16 protein-coding genes are annotated in these 17,551 nt (G+C 41.7%); 10 read left to right on the top strand and 6 right to left on the bottom strand.

Annotated elements, in window-relative coordinates:
- Nucleotides 1-193 precede the first annotated feature (193 nt).
- Nucleotides 194-460, bottom strand: coding sequence for a DUF1145 domain-containing protein (locus ABZA00_RS11005; protein WP_372882217.1), 267 nt, complete (start codon nucleotides 458-460; stop codon nucleotides 194-196).
- A gap of 2 nt (nucleotides 461-462) precedes the next feature.
- Nucleotides 463-1,068: a 16S rRNA (guanine(966)-N(2))-methyltransferase RsmD gene (gene rsmD, locus ABZA00_RS11010; RefSeq protein ID WP_372882218.1), complete on the bottom strand. Its 606-nt coding sequence runs from the start codon at nucleotides 1,066-1,068 to the stop codon at nucleotides 463-465.
- Nucleotides 1,069-1,205: 137 nt separating this feature from the next.
- Here rsmD and ftsY point away from each other — a divergent pair, with 137 nt between their 5' ends.
- From ftsY to ABZA00_RS11040, 6 genes are all read left to right on the top strand, one after another.
- Nucleotides 1,206-2,588 carry a signal recognition particle-docking protein FtsY gene (gene ftsY, locus ABZA00_RS11015; RefSeq protein ID WP_372882219.1) on the top strand — a complete coding sequence of 461 codons (1,383 nt, stop codon included), beginning with the start codon at nucleotides 1,206-1,208 and terminating at the stop codon, nucleotides 2,586-2,588.
- A gap of 17 nt (nucleotides 2,589-2,605) precedes the next feature.
- Entirely contained in the window at nucleotides 2,606-3,286 is a 681-nt protein-coding gene (ftsE, locus tag ABZA00_RS11020) for a cell division ATP-binding protein FtsE (protein WP_372882220.1), read from the top strand.
- A complete protein-coding gene (ftsX, locus tag ABZA00_RS11025; RefSeq protein ID WP_372882221.1) occupies nucleotides 3,279-4,268 on the top strand; it encodes a permease-like cell division protein FtsX in 990 nt (329 codons plus the stop codon). Before ftsE ends, ftsX begins: the two co-directional genes overlap by 8 nt.
- A gap of 150 nt (nucleotides 4,269-4,418) precedes the next feature.
- Nucleotides 4,419-4,742 carry a hypothetical protein gene (locus ABZA00_RS11030; RefSeq protein WP_372882222.1) on the top strand — a complete coding sequence of 108 codons (324 nt, stop codon included), beginning with the start codon at nucleotides 4,419-4,421 and terminating at the stop codon, nucleotides 4,740-4,742.
- A gap of 254 nt (nucleotides 4,743-4,996) precedes the next feature.
- Entirely contained in the window at nucleotides 4,997-5,848 is an 852-nt protein-coding gene (rpoH, locus tag ABZA00_RS11035; protein ID WP_372882223.1) for an RNA polymerase sigma factor RpoH, read from the top strand.
- A 101-nt stretch (nucleotides 5,849-5,949) separates the two neighbouring features.
- A complete protein-coding gene (locus ABZA00_RS11040) occupies nucleotides 5,950-6,792 on the top strand; it encodes a prephenate dehydratase (RefSeq protein ID WP_372882224.1) in 843 nt (280 codons plus the stop codon).
- Nucleotides 6,793-6,825: 33 nt separating this feature from the next.
- Here ABZA00_RS11040 and trmA read toward each other — a convergent pair whose 3' ends face one another.
- On the bottom strand, nucleotides 6,826-7,923 hold the full coding sequence (gene trmA / locus ABZA00_RS11045) for a tRNA (uridine(54)-C5)-methyltransferase TrmA (protein WP_372882225.1): 1,098 nt from the start codon (nucleotides 7,921-7,923) through the stop codon (nucleotides 6,826-6,828).
- A 398-nt stretch (nucleotides 7,924-8,321) separates the two neighbouring features.
- On the opposite strand from trmA, the gene murI reads away from it, so the two are divergent.
- Nucleotides 8,322-9,137, top strand: coding sequence for a glutamate racemase (murI, locus tag ABZA00_RS11050; protein WP_372882226.1), 816 nt, complete (start codon nucleotides 8,322-8,324; stop codon nucleotides 9,135-9,137).
- A 35-nt stretch (nucleotides 9,138-9,172) separates the two neighbouring features.
- Entirely contained in the window at nucleotides 9,173-9,649 is a 477-nt protein-coding gene (greB, locus tag ABZA00_RS11055; RefSeq protein WP_372882231.1) for a transcription elongation factor GreB, read from the top strand.
- A gap of 2 nt (nucleotides 9,650-9,651) precedes the next feature.
- Here the strand turns inward: greB and guaD are convergent, their stop codons facing one another.
- Together guaD and ABZA00_RS11065 are read right to left on the bottom strand one after the other, a co-directional pair.
- Complete coding sequence (gene guaD, locus ABZA00_RS11060; protein ID WP_372882227.1) at nucleotides 9,652-10,947, bottom strand: guanine deaminase; 1,296 nt, start codon at nucleotides 10,945-10,947, stop codon at nucleotides 9,652-9,654.
- 111 nt (nucleotides 10,948-11,058) lie between these two features.
- Nucleotides 11,059-11,616 (bottom strand): ZapG family protein, encoded by a 558-nt coding sequence (locus tag ABZA00_RS11065; protein WP_372882228.1) that lies wholly within the window; start codon nucleotides 11,614-11,616, stop codon nucleotides 11,059-11,061.
- A 273-nt stretch (nucleotides 11,617-11,889) separates the two neighbouring features.
- Here ABZA00_RS11065 and ABZA00_RS11070 point away from each other — a divergent pair, with 273 nt between their 5' ends.
- Nucleotides 11,890-13,944, top strand: coding sequence for a S9 family peptidase (locus ABZA00_RS11070; protein ID WP_372882232.1), 2,055 nt, complete (start codon nucleotides 11,890-11,892; stop codon nucleotides 13,942-13,944).
- Nucleotides 13,945-14,046: 102 nt separating this feature from the next.
- The gene (locus tag ABZA00_RS11075; protein WP_372882229.1) at nucleotides 14,047-14,646 is read left to right on the top strand and encodes a DUF4202 domain-containing protein; all 600 of its coding nucleotides are present in this window, start codon (nucleotides 14,047-14,049) and stop codon (nucleotides 14,644-14,646) included.
- 111 nt (nucleotides 14,647-14,757) lie between these two features.
- On the opposite strand, the gene ABZA00_RS11080 is transcribed toward ABZA00_RS11075, so the two are convergent.
- Nucleotides 14,758-17,196 (bottom strand): cation:proton antiporter, encoded by a 2,439-nt coding sequence (locus ABZA00_RS11080; RefSeq protein WP_372882230.1) that lies wholly within the window; start codon nucleotides 17,194-17,196, stop codon nucleotides 14,758-14,760.
- Nucleotides 17,197-17,551: the final 355 nt, after the last annotated feature.

The raw sequence follows: 17,551 nt of genomic DNA on the forward strand, positions 1-17,551 counted from the left end.
TATTGATTTGATTCAGAACGTCCTGTTCTTCACCACTTTGTGGCCAGCTAAAGCTGTTCAAAATCGTTCCATACGATTTTGTGTAATTAGAACAACTAGTTACTGCAATCAATGCCTTGCTTTCATCCATTTTTTCTACGCCTAAATTGATCATCTAATTATCGGAATTGGTATTATTTCTCCTGCAGTTAATTTAGTTAACCATACGCCCTTTGAGCTGCCAAAGTTTAAATATACCAAAAATGAACACCTGCAGGGCTTCCTTAGGCGTCAATTTTAGCTTTTCTGAAAATGCGCCATAAATCAGTAAGAGTTGAATAAGGTGCATAAAGGTGATTAAGGCCAGTAAGAAATAAAAGGCGACGCCTGCTTGTCCGCTAAAAGGGACAAAAAGGTTGTACAACAACACTGCCCAGATAGCCGTCATTAACCCTTTACCCAATGTGATAAAATAGCGCATTATTATCCTCGTAGATATAGTTGGTATGATACCTGTGCCGTGCTTTTTTCTTTTAACAGTTGCCAGTTTGCAGGCTGTCTAAAATCATTTAACTGGGACTCTTTTTCAATATAGATCAGTGCACTTTTGCTTAAGTAACCATTTTTTTCCAATGCATCACAACATGGTTGCACTAACCCTTTATTAAAAGGGGGATCAATAAATACGATATCGAATAGCTGTTCGGCGGGCCGCTGCAGATAGTGAATTGAGTCAGTTTCAACAAGGGTGGCATTATTCACCTGCAGCGTTTGTATATTCTCCCGTAACTGACTGACGACTTGAGGGGCTTTCTCTAATAATGTGACATGATTTGCATAACGGGACAACGCTTCGAAAGCCAGGCTGCCACTGCCGCTAAAACAATCCAGACAATTTGCATCACGAATATCATGCATTAACCAGTTAAACAGTGTTTCTTTAGTGCGATCTGTTGTCGGGCGTAATCCCTCTTTATCCTGCACAGGTAGTTTTTTGCCACGCCATTTTCCTGATATTAAGCGAATAAACCCACCTTTCATGGGATTTCTGCTTTTTTCGTGATATTTAACCTGATGATTTCTACCCATATAATTTTTAGTCCGACAATAAGGTGTTAATATAGAGCTTCAAACTACTTGAAAATATTTATTTCAGTGGTGTATGAATGTTATAAGATGCTGCTATTTTAGCAGTCTAAATTGGTAGAAAGTAAGGTTTTTAAGTAATGGCAAAAAAGAAAGGACTATTTTCCTGGTTTGGAAAAAAATCAACGCAGGAAACAACAGCGCAGGAAGAGGAAGCGTTACTTGAAAAGGAAAAGCAGCTGGAAGCTGAAAGGCTGGAAGCAGAAAGGCTGGAAGCTGAAAGGCTAGAAGCTGAAAGATTAGAAGCTGAAAGATTAGAAGCTGAAAGATTAGAAGCTGAAAGATTAGAAGCTGAAAGATTAGAAGATGAAAGGCTAGAAGCTGAAAGGCTAGAAGCTGAAAGGCTAGAAGCTGAAAGGCTAGAAGCTGAAAGGCTAGAAGCTGAAAGATTAGAAGCTGAAAGGCTAGAAGCTGAAAGGCTAGAAGCTGAAAGGCTAGAAGCTGAAAGATTAGAAGCTGAAAGGCTGGAAACTGAAAGATTAGAAGCTGAAAGGCTAGAAGCTGAGGATGATCCGGCCAAAAAAGAAGAAAAAGCATTAGGCTTTTTCGCCCGCTTCAAACAGCGCTTAAAGAAAACCCGCCTAAGTATCGGCAGTGGTTTATTCTCTTTATTTAAAGGGAAAAAAATTGACGATGATCTCTTTGAAGAGTTAGAAGAACAATTAATATTAGCAGATATTGGCGTAGACACGACATTAAAAATCATTGATAAATTAACCGCACAAGCAGATCGTAAGCAACTCAAAGATGCGGAAGCATTATATACACTGTTAAAAGAAGATCTTTCGCAAATGTTGCAGGAAGTAGAACAGCCTCTGCAGATAGACGAAAGCAAATCACCCTACGTCATCTTAATGGTAGGGGTGAATGGTGTAGGTAAAACCACCACTATCGGTAAATTGGCGAAACAATATCAGCAAAAAGGTAAATCTGTGATGCTGGCTGCGGGTGATACTTTCCGTGCTGCTGCTGTTGAACAGTTGCAGGTATGGGGAGAGCGAAATGATATCCCGGTTATCGCACAGCAAACAGGTGCTGATAGCGCATCGGTATTGTTTGATGCCATGGATTCGGCGAAAGCGCGCGGTGCGGATCTGTTAATTGCAGATACTGCCGGGCGTTTACAAAATAAAGATCACTTGATGGATGAGTTAAGCAAAGTGGTTCGCATTATGCGCAAGAAAGACCCGAGCGCTCCCCATGAAATTATGCTGACTATTGATGCGAGTACCGGCCAAAATGCTATTAGCCAGACTGAGTTATTTAACAAAGCCGTTGGCATTACCGGTATCACATTAACCAAACTGGACGGAACAGCAAAAGGTGGTATTATTTTTTCCATTGCAGATAAGTTTAAAGTGCCTATTCGTTATGTCGGGACAGGAGAAGGAATCGACGATTTAAGAGAATTTAATGCCAGGGAGTTTATTGATGCTCTTTTCTCAAAAGAGGAAGAGTCTTAACAAGGTGATAGCTAATTATGATTTTATTTGAAGAAGTTAATAAAGTGTACGCCGGTAGTTTCAGTGCGCTTAATCAGGTAGATTTTCATTTAAAGCAGGGGGAAATGGCGTTTTTAACGGGGCACTCCGGATCAGGGAAGAGTACGCTATTGAAATTAGTCAGTCTAATGGAGAGGCCTACTACCGGACGTATTGTTTTAAATGGTAATGATATCAGCCATATAAAAGGCAATAATATTCCTTATTTACGCCGTCATATCGGTATGATCTTCCAGGATCATAGGTTGTTAATGAATCGTACCGTATTAGAAAATGTCGGTTTGCCGCTGGTCATCGAAGGTTACAGCCGTTACGAAATTAAGCGGCGTAGTCTGGCTGCACTTGAGAAAGTGGGCTTATTAGGAAAAGAAGATAGTTTTCCCATTAACCTGTCAGGCGGAGAACAGCAACGTGTTGGCATTGCAAGAGCCATTATTAATCAGCCTCCTTTATTACTTGCCGATGAACCGACGGGTAATTTAGATCCCAAATTATCATTAGAAATTTTAAGCTTATTTGAATCTTTAAATGAATATGGGATGTCTGTGTTAATTGCTACCCACGATTTGGGCTTAATTGCAAAAATGCGCTATCGCACATTAACCCTTAAAAACGGTGAAATGATTAATGACGGATTACTGAGACAACGCCATGGCTAAGCAAACAGAAATAAATAAAGTATTATCAGGCTCTCCACGTATTACAAAGGTTTCATTTTTGGGACGTGTTTCAGCAGCTATCAGTCAGCATATACATCAGTTGTTTGCCAGCTTTGCTGAATTGTGGAAAACCCCTTTTTCAACCTTAATGACCATTCTAGTGTTGGGTCTGGCGTTATCATTACCCAGTGTGTTTCAGGTTGCCTATAAAAATGTTGAACGTATCGACGGGCAGTTGGACGGTGCTTCGGAAATTAGTTTATTTTTAAAAAAAGGTATCTCTGAGCAGCGTGTACAGGTACTTATTAATAAACTGGGTCTATATGAAGATATTGAAACGGTGACCTATATTACCAGTCATCAGGCCTTGGAAGAGTTTAAAGAGATGTCCGGCTTTTCAAAAGCGCTTAACTATCTTGATGAAAATCCATTACCTGGCGTGTTAGTCGTTATACCAAAAGATAAGGTTCGCAATACAGCTGGCAGTAAGTTATTAGTTGCCAAGTTACAGCGGGAAGCAGATGTTGATTTAGTCAGGGTCGATACAGATTTAATAGAGAAGCTGCAGGCGATATTATCGCTTGTTGTCGATATTGTTTTCGCTTTGGCTATTTTGTTACTGCTTGCCGTACTATTAATTGTCAGTAATACCGTTCGCTTAAATATTTTAAATGAACGCCCTGCCATTGAAGTCTTAAAGCTGGTTGGTGCCACAAATAGTTTTATTCAGCGCCCCTTTTTATATATCGGTGCCTGGTATGGTTTATTAGGTGGTTTAATCGCTTTATTGTTAACCTTTATCATAGTGCAGTGGTTACAGTCAGGGGTGATGAACCTGGTTGGCTTATATCAGGTACAATTTCAAATTTTGATGTTAAATCTGGAGGAAATTGCTATTTTGATTGGTCTGGCGACCTTCCTGGGCTTTCTCGCCTCTTACATATCGGTAAAGCAGTACCTGGTCAAAATAGAGCCTAAATAAGCTTTATATTTAACTTCAAGCGCACAAATAATGAGTTTCTACTAGCTAAAAGAGAAAAGAGATCTTAGTTGATCTCTTTTTTTTTACATGTATTATGTGATGTCCGTCACGGGTGAGTGTTTTTCAAGCTATTTTGTTGAGAGATAATTAATGCATAAGACAATCGAAATTACTGTGTGCTCCAAATTTTCCCCTACTTGTCAACTCTTGATTAATGAAGTGCTTAACGCACAAGCAAAAGAATCAAAATCTGATTTATTGGATAATTGTAGTGAACTGCTTGTCGTACGTTTACAGGGGGCTGTTATCGCTTTTTGTACTGTTGATGTTATCGACGGGGAAGGTGTTGTTCTAGGACCTTTACATCTTAGAGATGTCGTTGAAAAAAAAGAACTTATTAATTATTGGTTACCACGTCTGTTAAAACGCCATCTTATTTTAAACCCATATCCCGAATTATTAGCCGCGAGTTAATAATATACTCAAACTACTTGAATATACAGATTCAGAGTTTCGCCCGGATGCTAGAACAAGGCGTAACGCGAAGATAATGGTATCTCCTTTTCAAGTGTTAGTGTAAATTTTTTTACAATTAATTTCTTTGTCATATATACTATATGTTGATTTTTGCCATTTAGATTTTGTAAAGACAGCAACTCGATATTTACATTAATCAGTACATAACCTGTTTATGTCCGGGCATGAATAATAAATTATTAAGGGTAAACATGAATAATACAATTAATTCAATGAGTTTAGTTCCTCAGGGAAGTATTGAAGCTTACGTTCAGTCTGTAAATCAATTCTCCATGCTAAGTGCAGAGGAAGAAAAACAACTTGCTGAACGTTTATTTCATGAAGGTGATTTGGAAGCCGCAAAAAAATTAGTTATGTCGCATTTACGCTTTGTCGTTTACATCGCGAAAAGTTATGCAGGTTACGGATTAGCGCAGGCTGATTTAATTCAGGAAGGTAATGTCGGTTTAATGAAGGCAGTAAAACGCTTTGATCCGTCGGTGGGTGTGCGTTTGGTTTCTTTTGCTGTGCATTGGATTAAAGCTGAAATTCATGAATATGTTATTCGCAACTGGCGGATGGTTAAAATTGCTACCACTAAAGCGCAACGCAAACTGTTTTTTAACCTGCGCAAGGCCAAAAAACGTCTTGGCTGGTTTAGCCATGAGGAAGTGGCGACTGTAGCTGAAAATCTAAATGTCAGTACTAAAGACGTACTGGAGATGGAGTCCCGCTTAAATGCACAGGACCACTCATTTGATCTCAGTGACAGCGATGAAGATGAAGGCGCTTTTGCACCCGTACAATATCTGGAAGATAAAAGTGCAGATGTCTCTCTGGTCGTAGAAGCTGAGAACACCCAGAAACATGTAAAAAATAAACTTTATGCGGCACTTGCAACGCTTGATGAACGTAGTCAGGATATCGTTAATTCACGTTGGTTAAGCGAGCCTAAGGCTACACTGCATGATTTAGCAGCCCGCTATAAAATTTCTGCAGAGCGTGTTCGTCAGCTTGAGGATAATGCGATTAAAAAGTTACAGGCGAATATGGACCTGGCATAAAAATATCAAGGTGAGCTTTATGCTCACCTTTTTTATGACCAAGTCGTACGCTAAAAGCCCTGCTCATAAGTGTCCTTTCTCTTGTTATTAACCGGTGTCCCATGCCTAAAATTGCTACCCTTGGTCCTCAAGAAACCTTCTCTGATTTGGCAACTAAACAATATTTACAAAGTCAGGATAAAGACTACGAAATTGAATATTTTTCCAGTCTTTCCGAAACCTTCTCTGCCATCGGCAAAGAGTGTGAAATGGGCGTTCTGCCGATAGAAAATCTGTCGGAAGGTTATGTCCAGGTGGTATTAGATCACCTTCTCGATACCAAATTGGTGGTTATTTCCGAAATCTTATTACCTATTCAATTTTCTTTTGTCGGTAGCTGCGCAGATCTCTCCGAATTGACGGATCTTTACGTGCAGTTTGTTGCTCATGGGCAGTGTTCGGAGTTTATTGATCGCCTGGAAAATATCAAAGTGCATAATACCCAAAGTAATATTGAGTCATTATTACTTGCACAAAAACACGGTCAGGGCGGCGGGGCGATTATTCCCAAGCATGCTTTAAAGATGGCTAACAATCAGACCCTGATTAAAGAAAATGTCACTAATTATGAAAATAATCAAACCCGATTTCTGGTACTAACCGATAAACCGCAACCGCGCTTAGCGGATCAGCAATATAAAACCAGCGTCGTGGTTAAAAATGAAAATGATTCTCCGGGAGTGTTAGGCAATATTGTTAATGCTTTTGCCCAGCAGAAAGTCAACCTTACCTCCATTATGTCCCGTCCGACCAAATCTGATTTTGGTAAATATCATTTCTTTATCGATATTGACGGGCACCAGCAGGATCCGGATGTTTGCCGTGCACTGCAGCAGATAATGAAACAGCACCCGGTCACGGTCATAGGCTCTTATATTAAAGCAGAGCAGAAAAAAGCGCCTTAAAGCGCTTTATTCTGGACAGTTAAAGGCTAAAAATCAGCGTTTAACCAGATAGATACCTGCTTCGGTATGATGGGTATAAGGGAATTGATCGAACAGGGCGAAGCGTTTTATGTCATGGGTTTGCTTAAATACTGCAAGGTTATTCGCTAAGGTATCCGGGTTACAGCTGATATATAAAATATTGTCGTAGTTCTGCACCATCTTCACCGTTTCATCATCCAGACCGGATCTTGGCGGATCTACAAAAATAGTATTACATTGGTAATCACTTAAATTAATCCCCTCCAGGCGGTTAAATTCCCGCTCGCCATTGATTGCCTGGGTAAACTCCTCTGCAGACATACGGATAATAGTGACATTATCGATCTTATTTTCAGCAATATTAAACTGCGCAGAGTGAACTGAAGGTTTCGCTATTTCAGTGGCTAAGACTTTATTAAAGTTTTTCGCCAGCGCCAGTGAGAAATTACCATTACCGCAATACAGCTCCAGTAAATCACCCTGACTATTACGCGTGCAGTCAATTGCCCAATCCAGCATCTTCTCGGAAACTTTGCCATTCGGCTGGGTAAAGCTGTTTTCAATTTGCTGGTAAATCAGTTTATTGCCGTCAACCTGTAACTCTTCAACCACATAATCGGAATCGACTAATAGTTTTTGTTTTTTAGCACGGCCGATAAAGTTGATATCAAACTGCTCTGAAAGTATTGCTTTAATACGCTGTACTTCAGCGAGCCAGCTGTCATCAAGTTGTTTATGATAAAGCAGGCTGACTACCACCTGACCGCTTAAGCTTGATAAGAAGTCCACCTGGAATAGTTTATAGCGCAGCAGCGGTGATGATTTTAATAATTCGATTAACAATGGCATTAGCTTGTTAATCAGTTCACTTGCCGGTGGGAATTGATCGACGCGGATCTTCTGTTTAGTCTCTTTATCAAACATAATGTAATAAAGATCATCACCATCATGCCATACGCGAAATTCCGCGCGCATGCGGTAATGCAGCTTGGGGGAAGCAAAACATTCCAGAGAGGGTGGGTTAAAGGAGGCAAATTGTTTGTTAAACTGCTCTTTTTTAGCTTCTAACAATATTTCATAATTTTCCGGATCAACAAATTGCAGACTCATTTTTAACCTTTGAGTTGGAGAATAAAGGGCGAATTTTAAAGTAGCGCTTGCTGCTTGACCAGATAAATTCATTTTATTTCTTAATTGTTACATTACAGGTTAAAATTTATACCCATGTTACTTCAAGATGCTTTGTCAGGCGCAAGCTCGGAGACCAGAGGAAGACGCAACATGAGGTAATGGTATTCCCTTTTCGATTGGTGCAACGCAGCGCTGGTTTTCGAGCTCACGCCCCATAGGGCAAGGCAAATTGTACCAATCTGCTTTGTTATCAAATCTCTATGTAGAATAACTATACTTCAATTTTATGCCTAGCATCTCGGCACAATTTGCCTTGCTGACTTTGCATCTTGAAGTATCATGGGTATATTGGCCGAAAAAACTAAAATGGAACAACGATGTCAGTAAAAAAGGTACTTATATTTGACTCTGGAGTGGGGGGCTTATCTGTCTTTGAACAGGTGATAAAACAATCCCCCGCAGCGCAGTACTTTTATCTTTTTGATAATGCTTATTTTCCCTATGGGGAATTACAGGCTGATTTTATTGTCCGGCGTTTAAAGCGTTTATTGAGCGTATTCGTAGAGACACATCAAATTGATTTGCTTGTGATTGCCTGCAACACGGCGAGCACAATCGCATTACCGTTTCTGCGTGAGCACTTCGCTATTCCTATTGTCGGCGTGGTGCCGGCAATCAAGCCGGCTGCATTATTAAGTAAAAATGGTGTTATTGGTTTGCTCGCCACACCGGCGACCATTGATCGACCTTATACTGCTCAACTTATTAAGGAGTTTGCCGCGGATAAACAAGTGCTGAAAATGGGCTCAACCCAATTAGTAAAACTGGCCGAGTTGAAACTGTATGGTAAACAGATCCGGCTGGCGGATATTGCTGCCGTATTAGCCCCCTGGCTTAGTCTGGAAAAAGTGCCGGATACCATAGTGTTAGGCTGCACCCATTTCCCTTTATTGCGTGAAGAGATAGCCCGCTGTTTCCCGAATAAAGTTAATCTGGTGGACTCGGGCAATGCAATTGCTCAACGTGTTGCGCAATTGCTTGAACAAACGCCGGTTGAACAAAGAGAAAATAATCATCAGGCGTATTTTACTCAAGCTTTTACTGAGCAGCAATCTGACGAATTTAACGCATTAAAGCGCAGTTTTTTGAGCTTCGGTTTTAGCACGTTACAGTGCTTTGCTTTAGATGATTAACAACGGAAAAACGTAATATTTTAGTGGGGGGAATGGTGAAAAGTAAGCTGATAACACGAGCCGGTTATAAAAAACTGCAGGAAGAACATGATTATCTATGGAAGGATAAAAGGCCCAAGATAACCGCGATAGTAAACTGGGCGGCCAGCCTGGGAGACAGATCTGAAAACGCGGATTACACCTTTAACAAACGAATATTAAGGCAGATTGATCGCCGCGTGCGTTATCTTAGGCAACGTCTGGAAGAGCTTAATGTTATCGACTATTCGCCGCAGCAGGAGGGAAAGGTCTTTTTTGGAGCGAGTGTTGAAATCGAAAATGATAAGGGTGAACTTCTCTTTTTTAAGATAGTCGGACCGGATGAAATTTACGATACTAAAAACTATATTTCTATCGACTCACCGATGGCACGTGCTATGTTAAAAAAACAGGTAGATGATGATTTTATTGTGCAAACCCCCGAGGGTGAAAAAGAGTGGTTTGTGAATAAAATAGAGTATCTGGATAAGTGAGCTTAATTCAACGCGGAATAAGCTAATTCGCCGGCAATATAGGTCGATTCGATATTGCGTTCATCACCCAATATGATCAATGCAAATAGCCTCTCCTCCAGGGTATTGGTGTATTGATAACGTAATTTTTGCAGATCGGTTACAGCCCAGTTCAGCAGCACAAAGTCGGCTTCTTTGCCTGTTGCAAAATTTCCCACCTTATCTGCAATACTAAGCGCCTTTGCACCGCCTAAGGTGGCTAAATATAACCCTTTAAAGGCGGAAAGTGTTTTTCCCTGCAGCTGCATAATTTTGTATGCTTCATGGAGCGATTGTAATTGTGAAAAGCTGGTCCCCGCGCCAATATCCGTGCCCAACCCGACACAGATGTTATGCTCCTGCGCTTTTTGTAAATCAAATAATCCACTGCCGAGAAATAGATTAGAGCTAGGGCAGAATGCGATAACCGAATTTGTGCGGGCAAGTGCAGACCATTCCTGCTCTGTCAGGTGGATTGCGTGGGCAAATATAGATTTATCCCCGGCCAATCCATAATGATCGTAGATATCAAAGTAGCCTTTTCGCTCAGGGAAAAGCGTTTTAACCAAGGCTACCTCATTTGTGTTTTCCGACAGATGAGTATGAAAATAAGTGTCAGGATAGCGGGCTTTTAATTTACCGGCTAAAGCAAGTTGTTCCGGACTGGAGGTAGGCGCGAAGCGCACTGTGATCGCGTATTGCAGACGGCCGTTGTTATGCCACTTTTTAATCAGTCTTTCAGATTGCTCATAACTTGTCTGCGCCGTGTCCAGCAGATATTCCGGTGCATTACGATCCATCATCACTTTTCCGGCGATAATGCGCATCTTTTTTTTAGCGGCCTCAGTAAATAAAGCATCAACAGATTGCGGGTGTACGCTGGCAAAAACCAGTGCGCTGGTGGTACCATTTTTGAGTAATTCATTAATGAAAAAACGCGAGATATAGCGGGCATGCCTGTGGTCAGAAAACTGTTTCTCGGTTGGATAAGTATGGGTTTTCAGCCACTGTAATAATTGCTCACTGTATGATGCAATCATTTGCGTTTGCGGGTAATGAATATGGGTATCGATAAACCCCGGAACAATTAATTTTCCTCTTTGATCTTCAATATTCCGGTACAAACTCAGATCCGCAGTTGTGCACGGTTTAAGTGACTTTATTTTTCCTTTATCAATAACCATCAGGCCGTCGGGCAGGTACTGGTAAGCGTCAGAAATATCTTTTACGTTAGCCGGTTCGTCTAAAAAATGGAGAAAACTGGCACGGATTATTTTCATATAAGCGCCCGTTTGAAAAGATTAGCGTATGCATCGCGAAAAAAAACAAACTGCGTTGGATCCTAAATACTGTCGTTCCTATGCAAAACATGGGAACGACAGTGCGGATTATCACTTCTCTGTTTGAGAAGGGGCGGTCGCCTCTTTTTTAGGTTCAGCTTCGTTTGTTTCTTCGCTCTCCTGCTGTGCAGTTGCCTTGTCGGTTTCTTCCTTGCTCTCTTTTTTCGCCGTTTCCTCGCTGCTTTCTTCAGCATCGTTTTTCAACATCGTCTCGCTTGTTTCTTCTGCGACATCTTCTTGCGGTGCTTCCTGAGTTGTTTTCTGTGCCGCTTCATTTGTAGCCTGAGCCTCTTCCGGTTTTTTTTCAGAGGCTGTTTTCAGTTGTGGAAAGGGCTGGATTTCTATATCGCTATCGCTGAGCAGAGTCTGCGACTGTCCTGCCATATGTTTGTACAATGCCTGATAACTGCTGGCCACCTCTCCCATCAGCTTGGCGCTGTCGTTAAAGTGATTGGTAACTTGTGCTTTGTACTGTTCCATCTCGGCTTTGCTACTCTCCAGCTCTTTTTGCTGGGCTGCTTTTTGTTTTGTGCCCAGTGTGAAGCGACAAATCACAAAACCAATGATCCCGCCTACCAGAAAAATCAAAATTTCGTTTATTCCTGCCATGTTGACTCCTAGAAAAATAGATAAAATTGCAATGCAAAAATGCCATCGTTATAACAGCTTGTAAGGCCTAAGTTAATGAACTGGCGGGTAAAGATTCGGCCATACCCAAGAATAAGAATAACTGCTATTTTTCACTATGCCAAGCCACGGGTTAGATATTCACCAGTCGATTCACATTATTCCATCAGGAAAAGCGTGCGCAGCATACTGCCGGCTTTCTCCGGACTCTCCTCGGTGTTAATATCATTACACGCCTATTCCGCAGAGAAAAACATGAATTCAACAGTCCAAATGTCAGCACCTGTCGCGCTAAAGAAAAAGCACCTGCATGAAAAACATGGCCATCAACGCCACGATGATTATTTTTGGCTGCGCGATGATAACCGTCAGAATGCACAGGTAATTGATTATCTTAACCAGGAAAACGCCTTCACTGAGCAGCAGATGGCCCCCCTTGCCACGCTGCAGCAAAAATTATATGAAGAGATGGTCGCCCGTCAGGAGCCAAAACTGGAATCAGTGCCTTATTTTAAAAAAGGATACTGGTATATTTCGCGCTATGATCCGGGTAAAGATTATGCCGTTTATAGTCGCCGGCAGGACACCATGGAGTCCGCTGAGCAGCTTTTGTTAGACTGTAATGAACGTGCACAGGGACACCCGTATTATCAACTGGGCGACCTTACCTTATCAACTGACTCAATGTTGATGGCATTTTCAGAAGATTTAGTGGGGCGCCGCGAATATACTTTACGTTTTAAAAATTTACAGACAGGTAAGCTGCTTGAAGATGTGATTGCAGACGTTTCTGCTGTGGTCTGGGCAAATGATAATAAAACGGTTTTTTACGTTAAGCAGCACCCGGAAACCCTGTTACCCTATCAGGTTTATAGACATAAGTTGGGCGAGGCAATCTGCAATGATCAACTAGTTTACCAGGAACAAGACGATACTTTTTACGTCGATATTTATAAAACCCGTTCCGAGCAATATATCGTTATCAGTATTGACAGTACCACTACATCAGAATGTTTAGTGTTAGATGCAGATAAACCCATGGCTGAGTTTGTCTCGTTTTTACCCCGGTTGCGTGATCATGAATACAGCATTGATCATTTCCAAAACAAGTTTTTTATACGCACTAATAACAGTGGTAAAAACTTTGCCTTAAAAACCTCTAATTCACTGCTTAACCACAGTGCTGATACCTGGGAAACCATTATTCCCGCCCAGGATGATGTCCTGCTGGAAGATTATGAATTAATGCAGGAGTGGTTGATTGTTGAAGAAAGGCAGGCGGGGCTACCCATATTACGGCAAATAAATCATCATAACGGTGAGTCAAAAGTCCTAAGTTTTAATGATCCGGTTTATACGGTGTTCAGCCATTACAACCCTGAACCTGATACAGCAAAATTCCGTTATCAATATACCTCCTTTACCACGCCTGCGACTGTCTATGAATTGGATCTTAATAGTGGTGAAATTAAATTATTAAAACAGAGCCAGGTGATGGGCGAGTTTAATAGTGATGATTATAAAAGTGAACGTATCTGGGTAACGGCTCGTGATGGTGTAAAAGTGCCTGTTTCTCTGGTTTATCGTAACGCACTGTTTAATAATAAAAATCCAATACTGATTTATGGTTATGGCGCTTATGGCCATAGTTTGGATATTACTTTCAGTTCATCTAATTTAAGTCTCTTGGATCGCGGTTTTGTGTATGCTGTTGCCCATATTCGCGGTGGCGAGGAGTTGGGCAGGAGCTGGTACGAAGAAGGTAAGTTATTAAAAAAACAAAATACTTTTAATGATTTTATTGATGTCACCAAGTCATTGCTGGAATCCGGTTATGCTGCAGGCGATAGGGTGTTTGCCATGGGGGGCAGCGCAGGCGGACTGTTAATGGGTGCGGTGATTAACCAGGCACCCGAGCTTTATAAAGGCGTCGTTGCTGCTGTGCCCTTTGTCGATCTGCTGTCAACCATGCTTGATGAGTCTATCCCCCTGACCACGGGGGAATACGATGAGTGGGGCAACCCGAATGATCAACAATATTATCATCTTATGCTTTCCTATAGCCCCTATGATCAGGTTAAAGCACAGGATTACCCAAATATATTGGTCACTACCGGCTTACATGACTCACAAGTTCAGTATTGGGAGCCCGCGAAGTGGGTGGCCAAGTTACGGGCATTAAAGACTGACCGGAACCAGCTGCTGTTATATACCGATATGGAAGCGGGACATGGCGGTAAATCTGGGCGTTTTAAACATTTTCAAGATACTGCCAGAGAATTTGCTTTTATTCTTTCTTTAGTGAATTAGAGTACAGCTAGCGAGTGGTTTGGGATATCATCTGGCCACTGAATAATATTTAAAATAATCAACCAATTACGAGTCTGTTTGCACTCGCTATGGAGCCTTAATATGAATCAACAAAATTTCCAGCAGGTCATCTCTTTAATCGACGCAGTGAACAGTGAAGATCCCAATAAAGAGACTGCAGAGAATAAACAATGGCCGAAAGAATATCTTTATTCACTGCGCATGTCAGAGATGCTGGCGCGTTTTAAAGCAGATGCAGATGAGCTTTTAAAAATTGCCGTTCGCGGCCAGCATATCCAGCGCTGGAAATCACCACGCAGTGATTATCCTATGGGTAAGCAGGGGTATTACCAGTGGCGAACCAGCCTGTATACATTTCATGCCGACAGCGTCGCGGATCTTATGACTGAAGCCGGGTATGATGAAAATGCCGTTGAGCGGGTTAAAAATGCAGTGGGTAAAAAAGCGATTAAAATGAATCCCGACAGCCAGTTAGTCGAAGATATCGCCAGTTTGGTTTTTATCGAACATTACATGCTGGATTTTGCACAAAAACACCCTGAATACCCGGAAGATAAGTGGATTGGGATCATCCTTAAAACATGGAAAAAAATGTCTGCTGATGCCCAAGCATTTACACTGGCCGGCAAGATACAGTTACCGGTACCTTTGCTGCCCTTAATTCATAAAGCGATCGGTTGAAAAAAAATGCGCTGCGTTTTACGCAGAAATTAATTTAATACAATATGTAATGACAATAAACACCGGGGGGATTTATTGTCATTTTCTATTATCAAACAGATTGAGTTTCTTTTATTCCTGATGGCTTTCAAGTTCTAAAAGAGTGGCAAACATCTCTCCAAGTTGTTTATCTTTAGCGATAATTGCTTTCAGTTTATCAATGTTAAACCAGACCAGTTCAACCGGGGTAATGGCCTTTGCACTGTTATTATAATGATTGGTTAAAAAAGCATAAATACCGATCATTGCACCTGCTTCAATAACTTTTTCATGGGCCATGCTCATCACAGATACTTTTCCGTGAAGAATTAATGCGATTGACGTTGCATTTCTTTTCTGACGGAAAATAAGCTCATCAGTATTATAAATTTGCCGTTGTGCTAATCGGCCGAGCTGTATCAGGGTTTTCTCTTTAATATCGCTCGCCCAGGGCATTGCCGCCAGCTGTTTGCTCATCTCTTTGGCGCTGACGATATGGGGAGGGGGCGTTAAATGGATTAATTTATAGTCGATCTCTGCTGTTAGTTTTTTGGCTTCATTGTCACTGAATACCCCCTGGCCGATTAAATCGTGCAGGTAAACCTTTTCTAAATTAAGCAGTAAACGGTGAGCGGTATGGGTTTCCAGACTGTAGGAGAGTTCCGGAAAATTTTCTCTCAGCCTCTGAATATGCAGGCGTGTTTGTTTTTTGTTGTCTTCAATCTCCTGCAGCACTGATTGCGTATCCTGCTCAGAAGTGGATAAGGATTGCAGAAATTTTTGTATCTCCTCCTGTGCCTGAATAAAACCGCGCGCCGTATCATAACTTAAGGCCAGGCGTTCAAATGAAATATTAACCACCACCTGATTTAAAAAGGGGATATGGTAAAACCATCTGATATAACCCGGTGTTTTCCAAAATTGAAAAAGCGCTTTACGCGGTGCAATGGCAGCGTTACCATCTAAAGCGACTTCCACTGCCGTGACCAATTGCGTGGTTGCCTGCCCGGTTAACATCCCCTGATTAAATTGCGACCAGTAAAACTGCTTTTCAGTTTCTAATAAGCGCTTGCGCAGGGCGATAACCTGATCCGCATCCATTATTATATTGTCGGGAAGATCTTCATTTAATGGTTTGCTTAAGGCTTTCCAGTCGGCGCGCAGCAAAAATTCATTCTGCTGCAGAACGGGTAATTCATCTGATAAACGCTGTTTGATGCTCTGCTGTGCTTTGATCAGGCTTGCCTGCTTTGCGGGGGATAATTGATCCAGGCCGAAATACCTGAGCAGCAGGGTCATGGTGCTGGCGTTGATGGTAATGGTTAACACCACTATGCCAGCTGTTAAAAACAGAATCTGATCACCCAGCTCTTTAGCCAATAAGTTATCCTGCGCAATAATCAATGCCAAAGCTAAAGCGACGGCTCCGCGCAGACCGCCCCATATCAAAACGACTGCTTTGCCTTTATCGATGCCCGCACGCTGTAATACCGGCATAAACAGGAACACCGGAACCGCCCGTATAAATTGAATGCCAATATATAAAATGGCCAGGGTGAGCCACCATTCCGCGACATCTAAACGGATTCGTGAGGCGATGATAATGCCCACCAGGATAAAAATAAGAGTATTGGCAATATGCGCCATCATTTGCCAGAAGTGATGCAGAAAAACTGCAACCTCGGGTGAAATTCGGGTGCGCCCGATGCTCGCCACCAGCAGGCCCAGGGTAACCACGGCAACGACACCGGAAACATGGAAGACATTTTCGGCGATGAAGTAGGAGATATAGGCAGCGGAAATCGTCAGGGTGATTTCAACCACCGCCTGATTAAATATACGTCCAATCCAAAATAAAAAAATAATCCCCACGGCTAAACCGGTAAAAAGCCCCAGCAGCACGACGGCGATAAAACTGCCGGAAACGGTGAATAGGTCAAAATCCACCTTTTCGCCAATGGTTAATAAACCATAAAACAGGCTGAAGAAGACAATGGCGGTGCCGTCATTTAATAATGACTCTCCTTCGATGAGTGTTTCCAAACGTTTTCTTGAACTGATCTCTTTTAATAATGAGACAACCGCAACGGGATCGGTGGCACTGATCAGTGCGCCGAATAAAAAACAGACCGTCCAAGACCACTGCCAGGGGAAAAAATAAAAGGCTAATACGGCGGTTAAAGCTGTGGAGATCATTAACCCCGGTCCCGCTAACACAATAATCTGGTTGAGCATGCGTTTAAACAGATGCGGATTCATGGCAAATGCGGATTCAAAAATAAGGGTGGGTAAAAATAATAATAAGATCAGATGAGGATCAACCTGCGCTAAATCTGTTATTGCAATGCTTAATGCCGGTAAAGCTGTTTGTATATGCTCACTGCGACTATATAGCCCAAGAGTTAAACCCGCCAGTAATAAAATGACACTGTAGGGGGAGGTCAGAATTTTAGATACGGATTTTATCAATGCCCCGAGCAGCAAAGATAAAACCACAAAGATTACAATTAATACACTGCCCTCTATATGCATATCAGAACCCTTGTTAGAGAATCATATCTTTATTAATCCGATTGGTTAAATTAATGTTGACGCATCATCGTGCTCTTTAAAGAGTTTAGTTCATTGCGGGCTGGTGGGAGGAATAGAGGCTTAAAAGTAAAAAACAGTATCGCCGGGCAGACGCTTGTTGTTGCTTTAATTGTTTCAATTATGCCCATGATACTTCAAGATGCAAAGTCAGCAAGGCAAATTGTGCCGAGATGCCAGGCATAAAATTGAAGTATAGTTATTCTACATAGAAATTTTATAACAAAGCAGATTGGTGCAATTTACCTTGCCCTACGGGGCGCTAGCTCGAAAACCAGTGCTGCGTTGCACCAATCGA

Source organism: Psychromonas sp. (assembly GCF_041586535.1).
Lineage (GTDB): Bacteria > Pseudomonadota > Gammaproteobacteria > Enterobacterales > Psychromonadaceae > Psychromonas.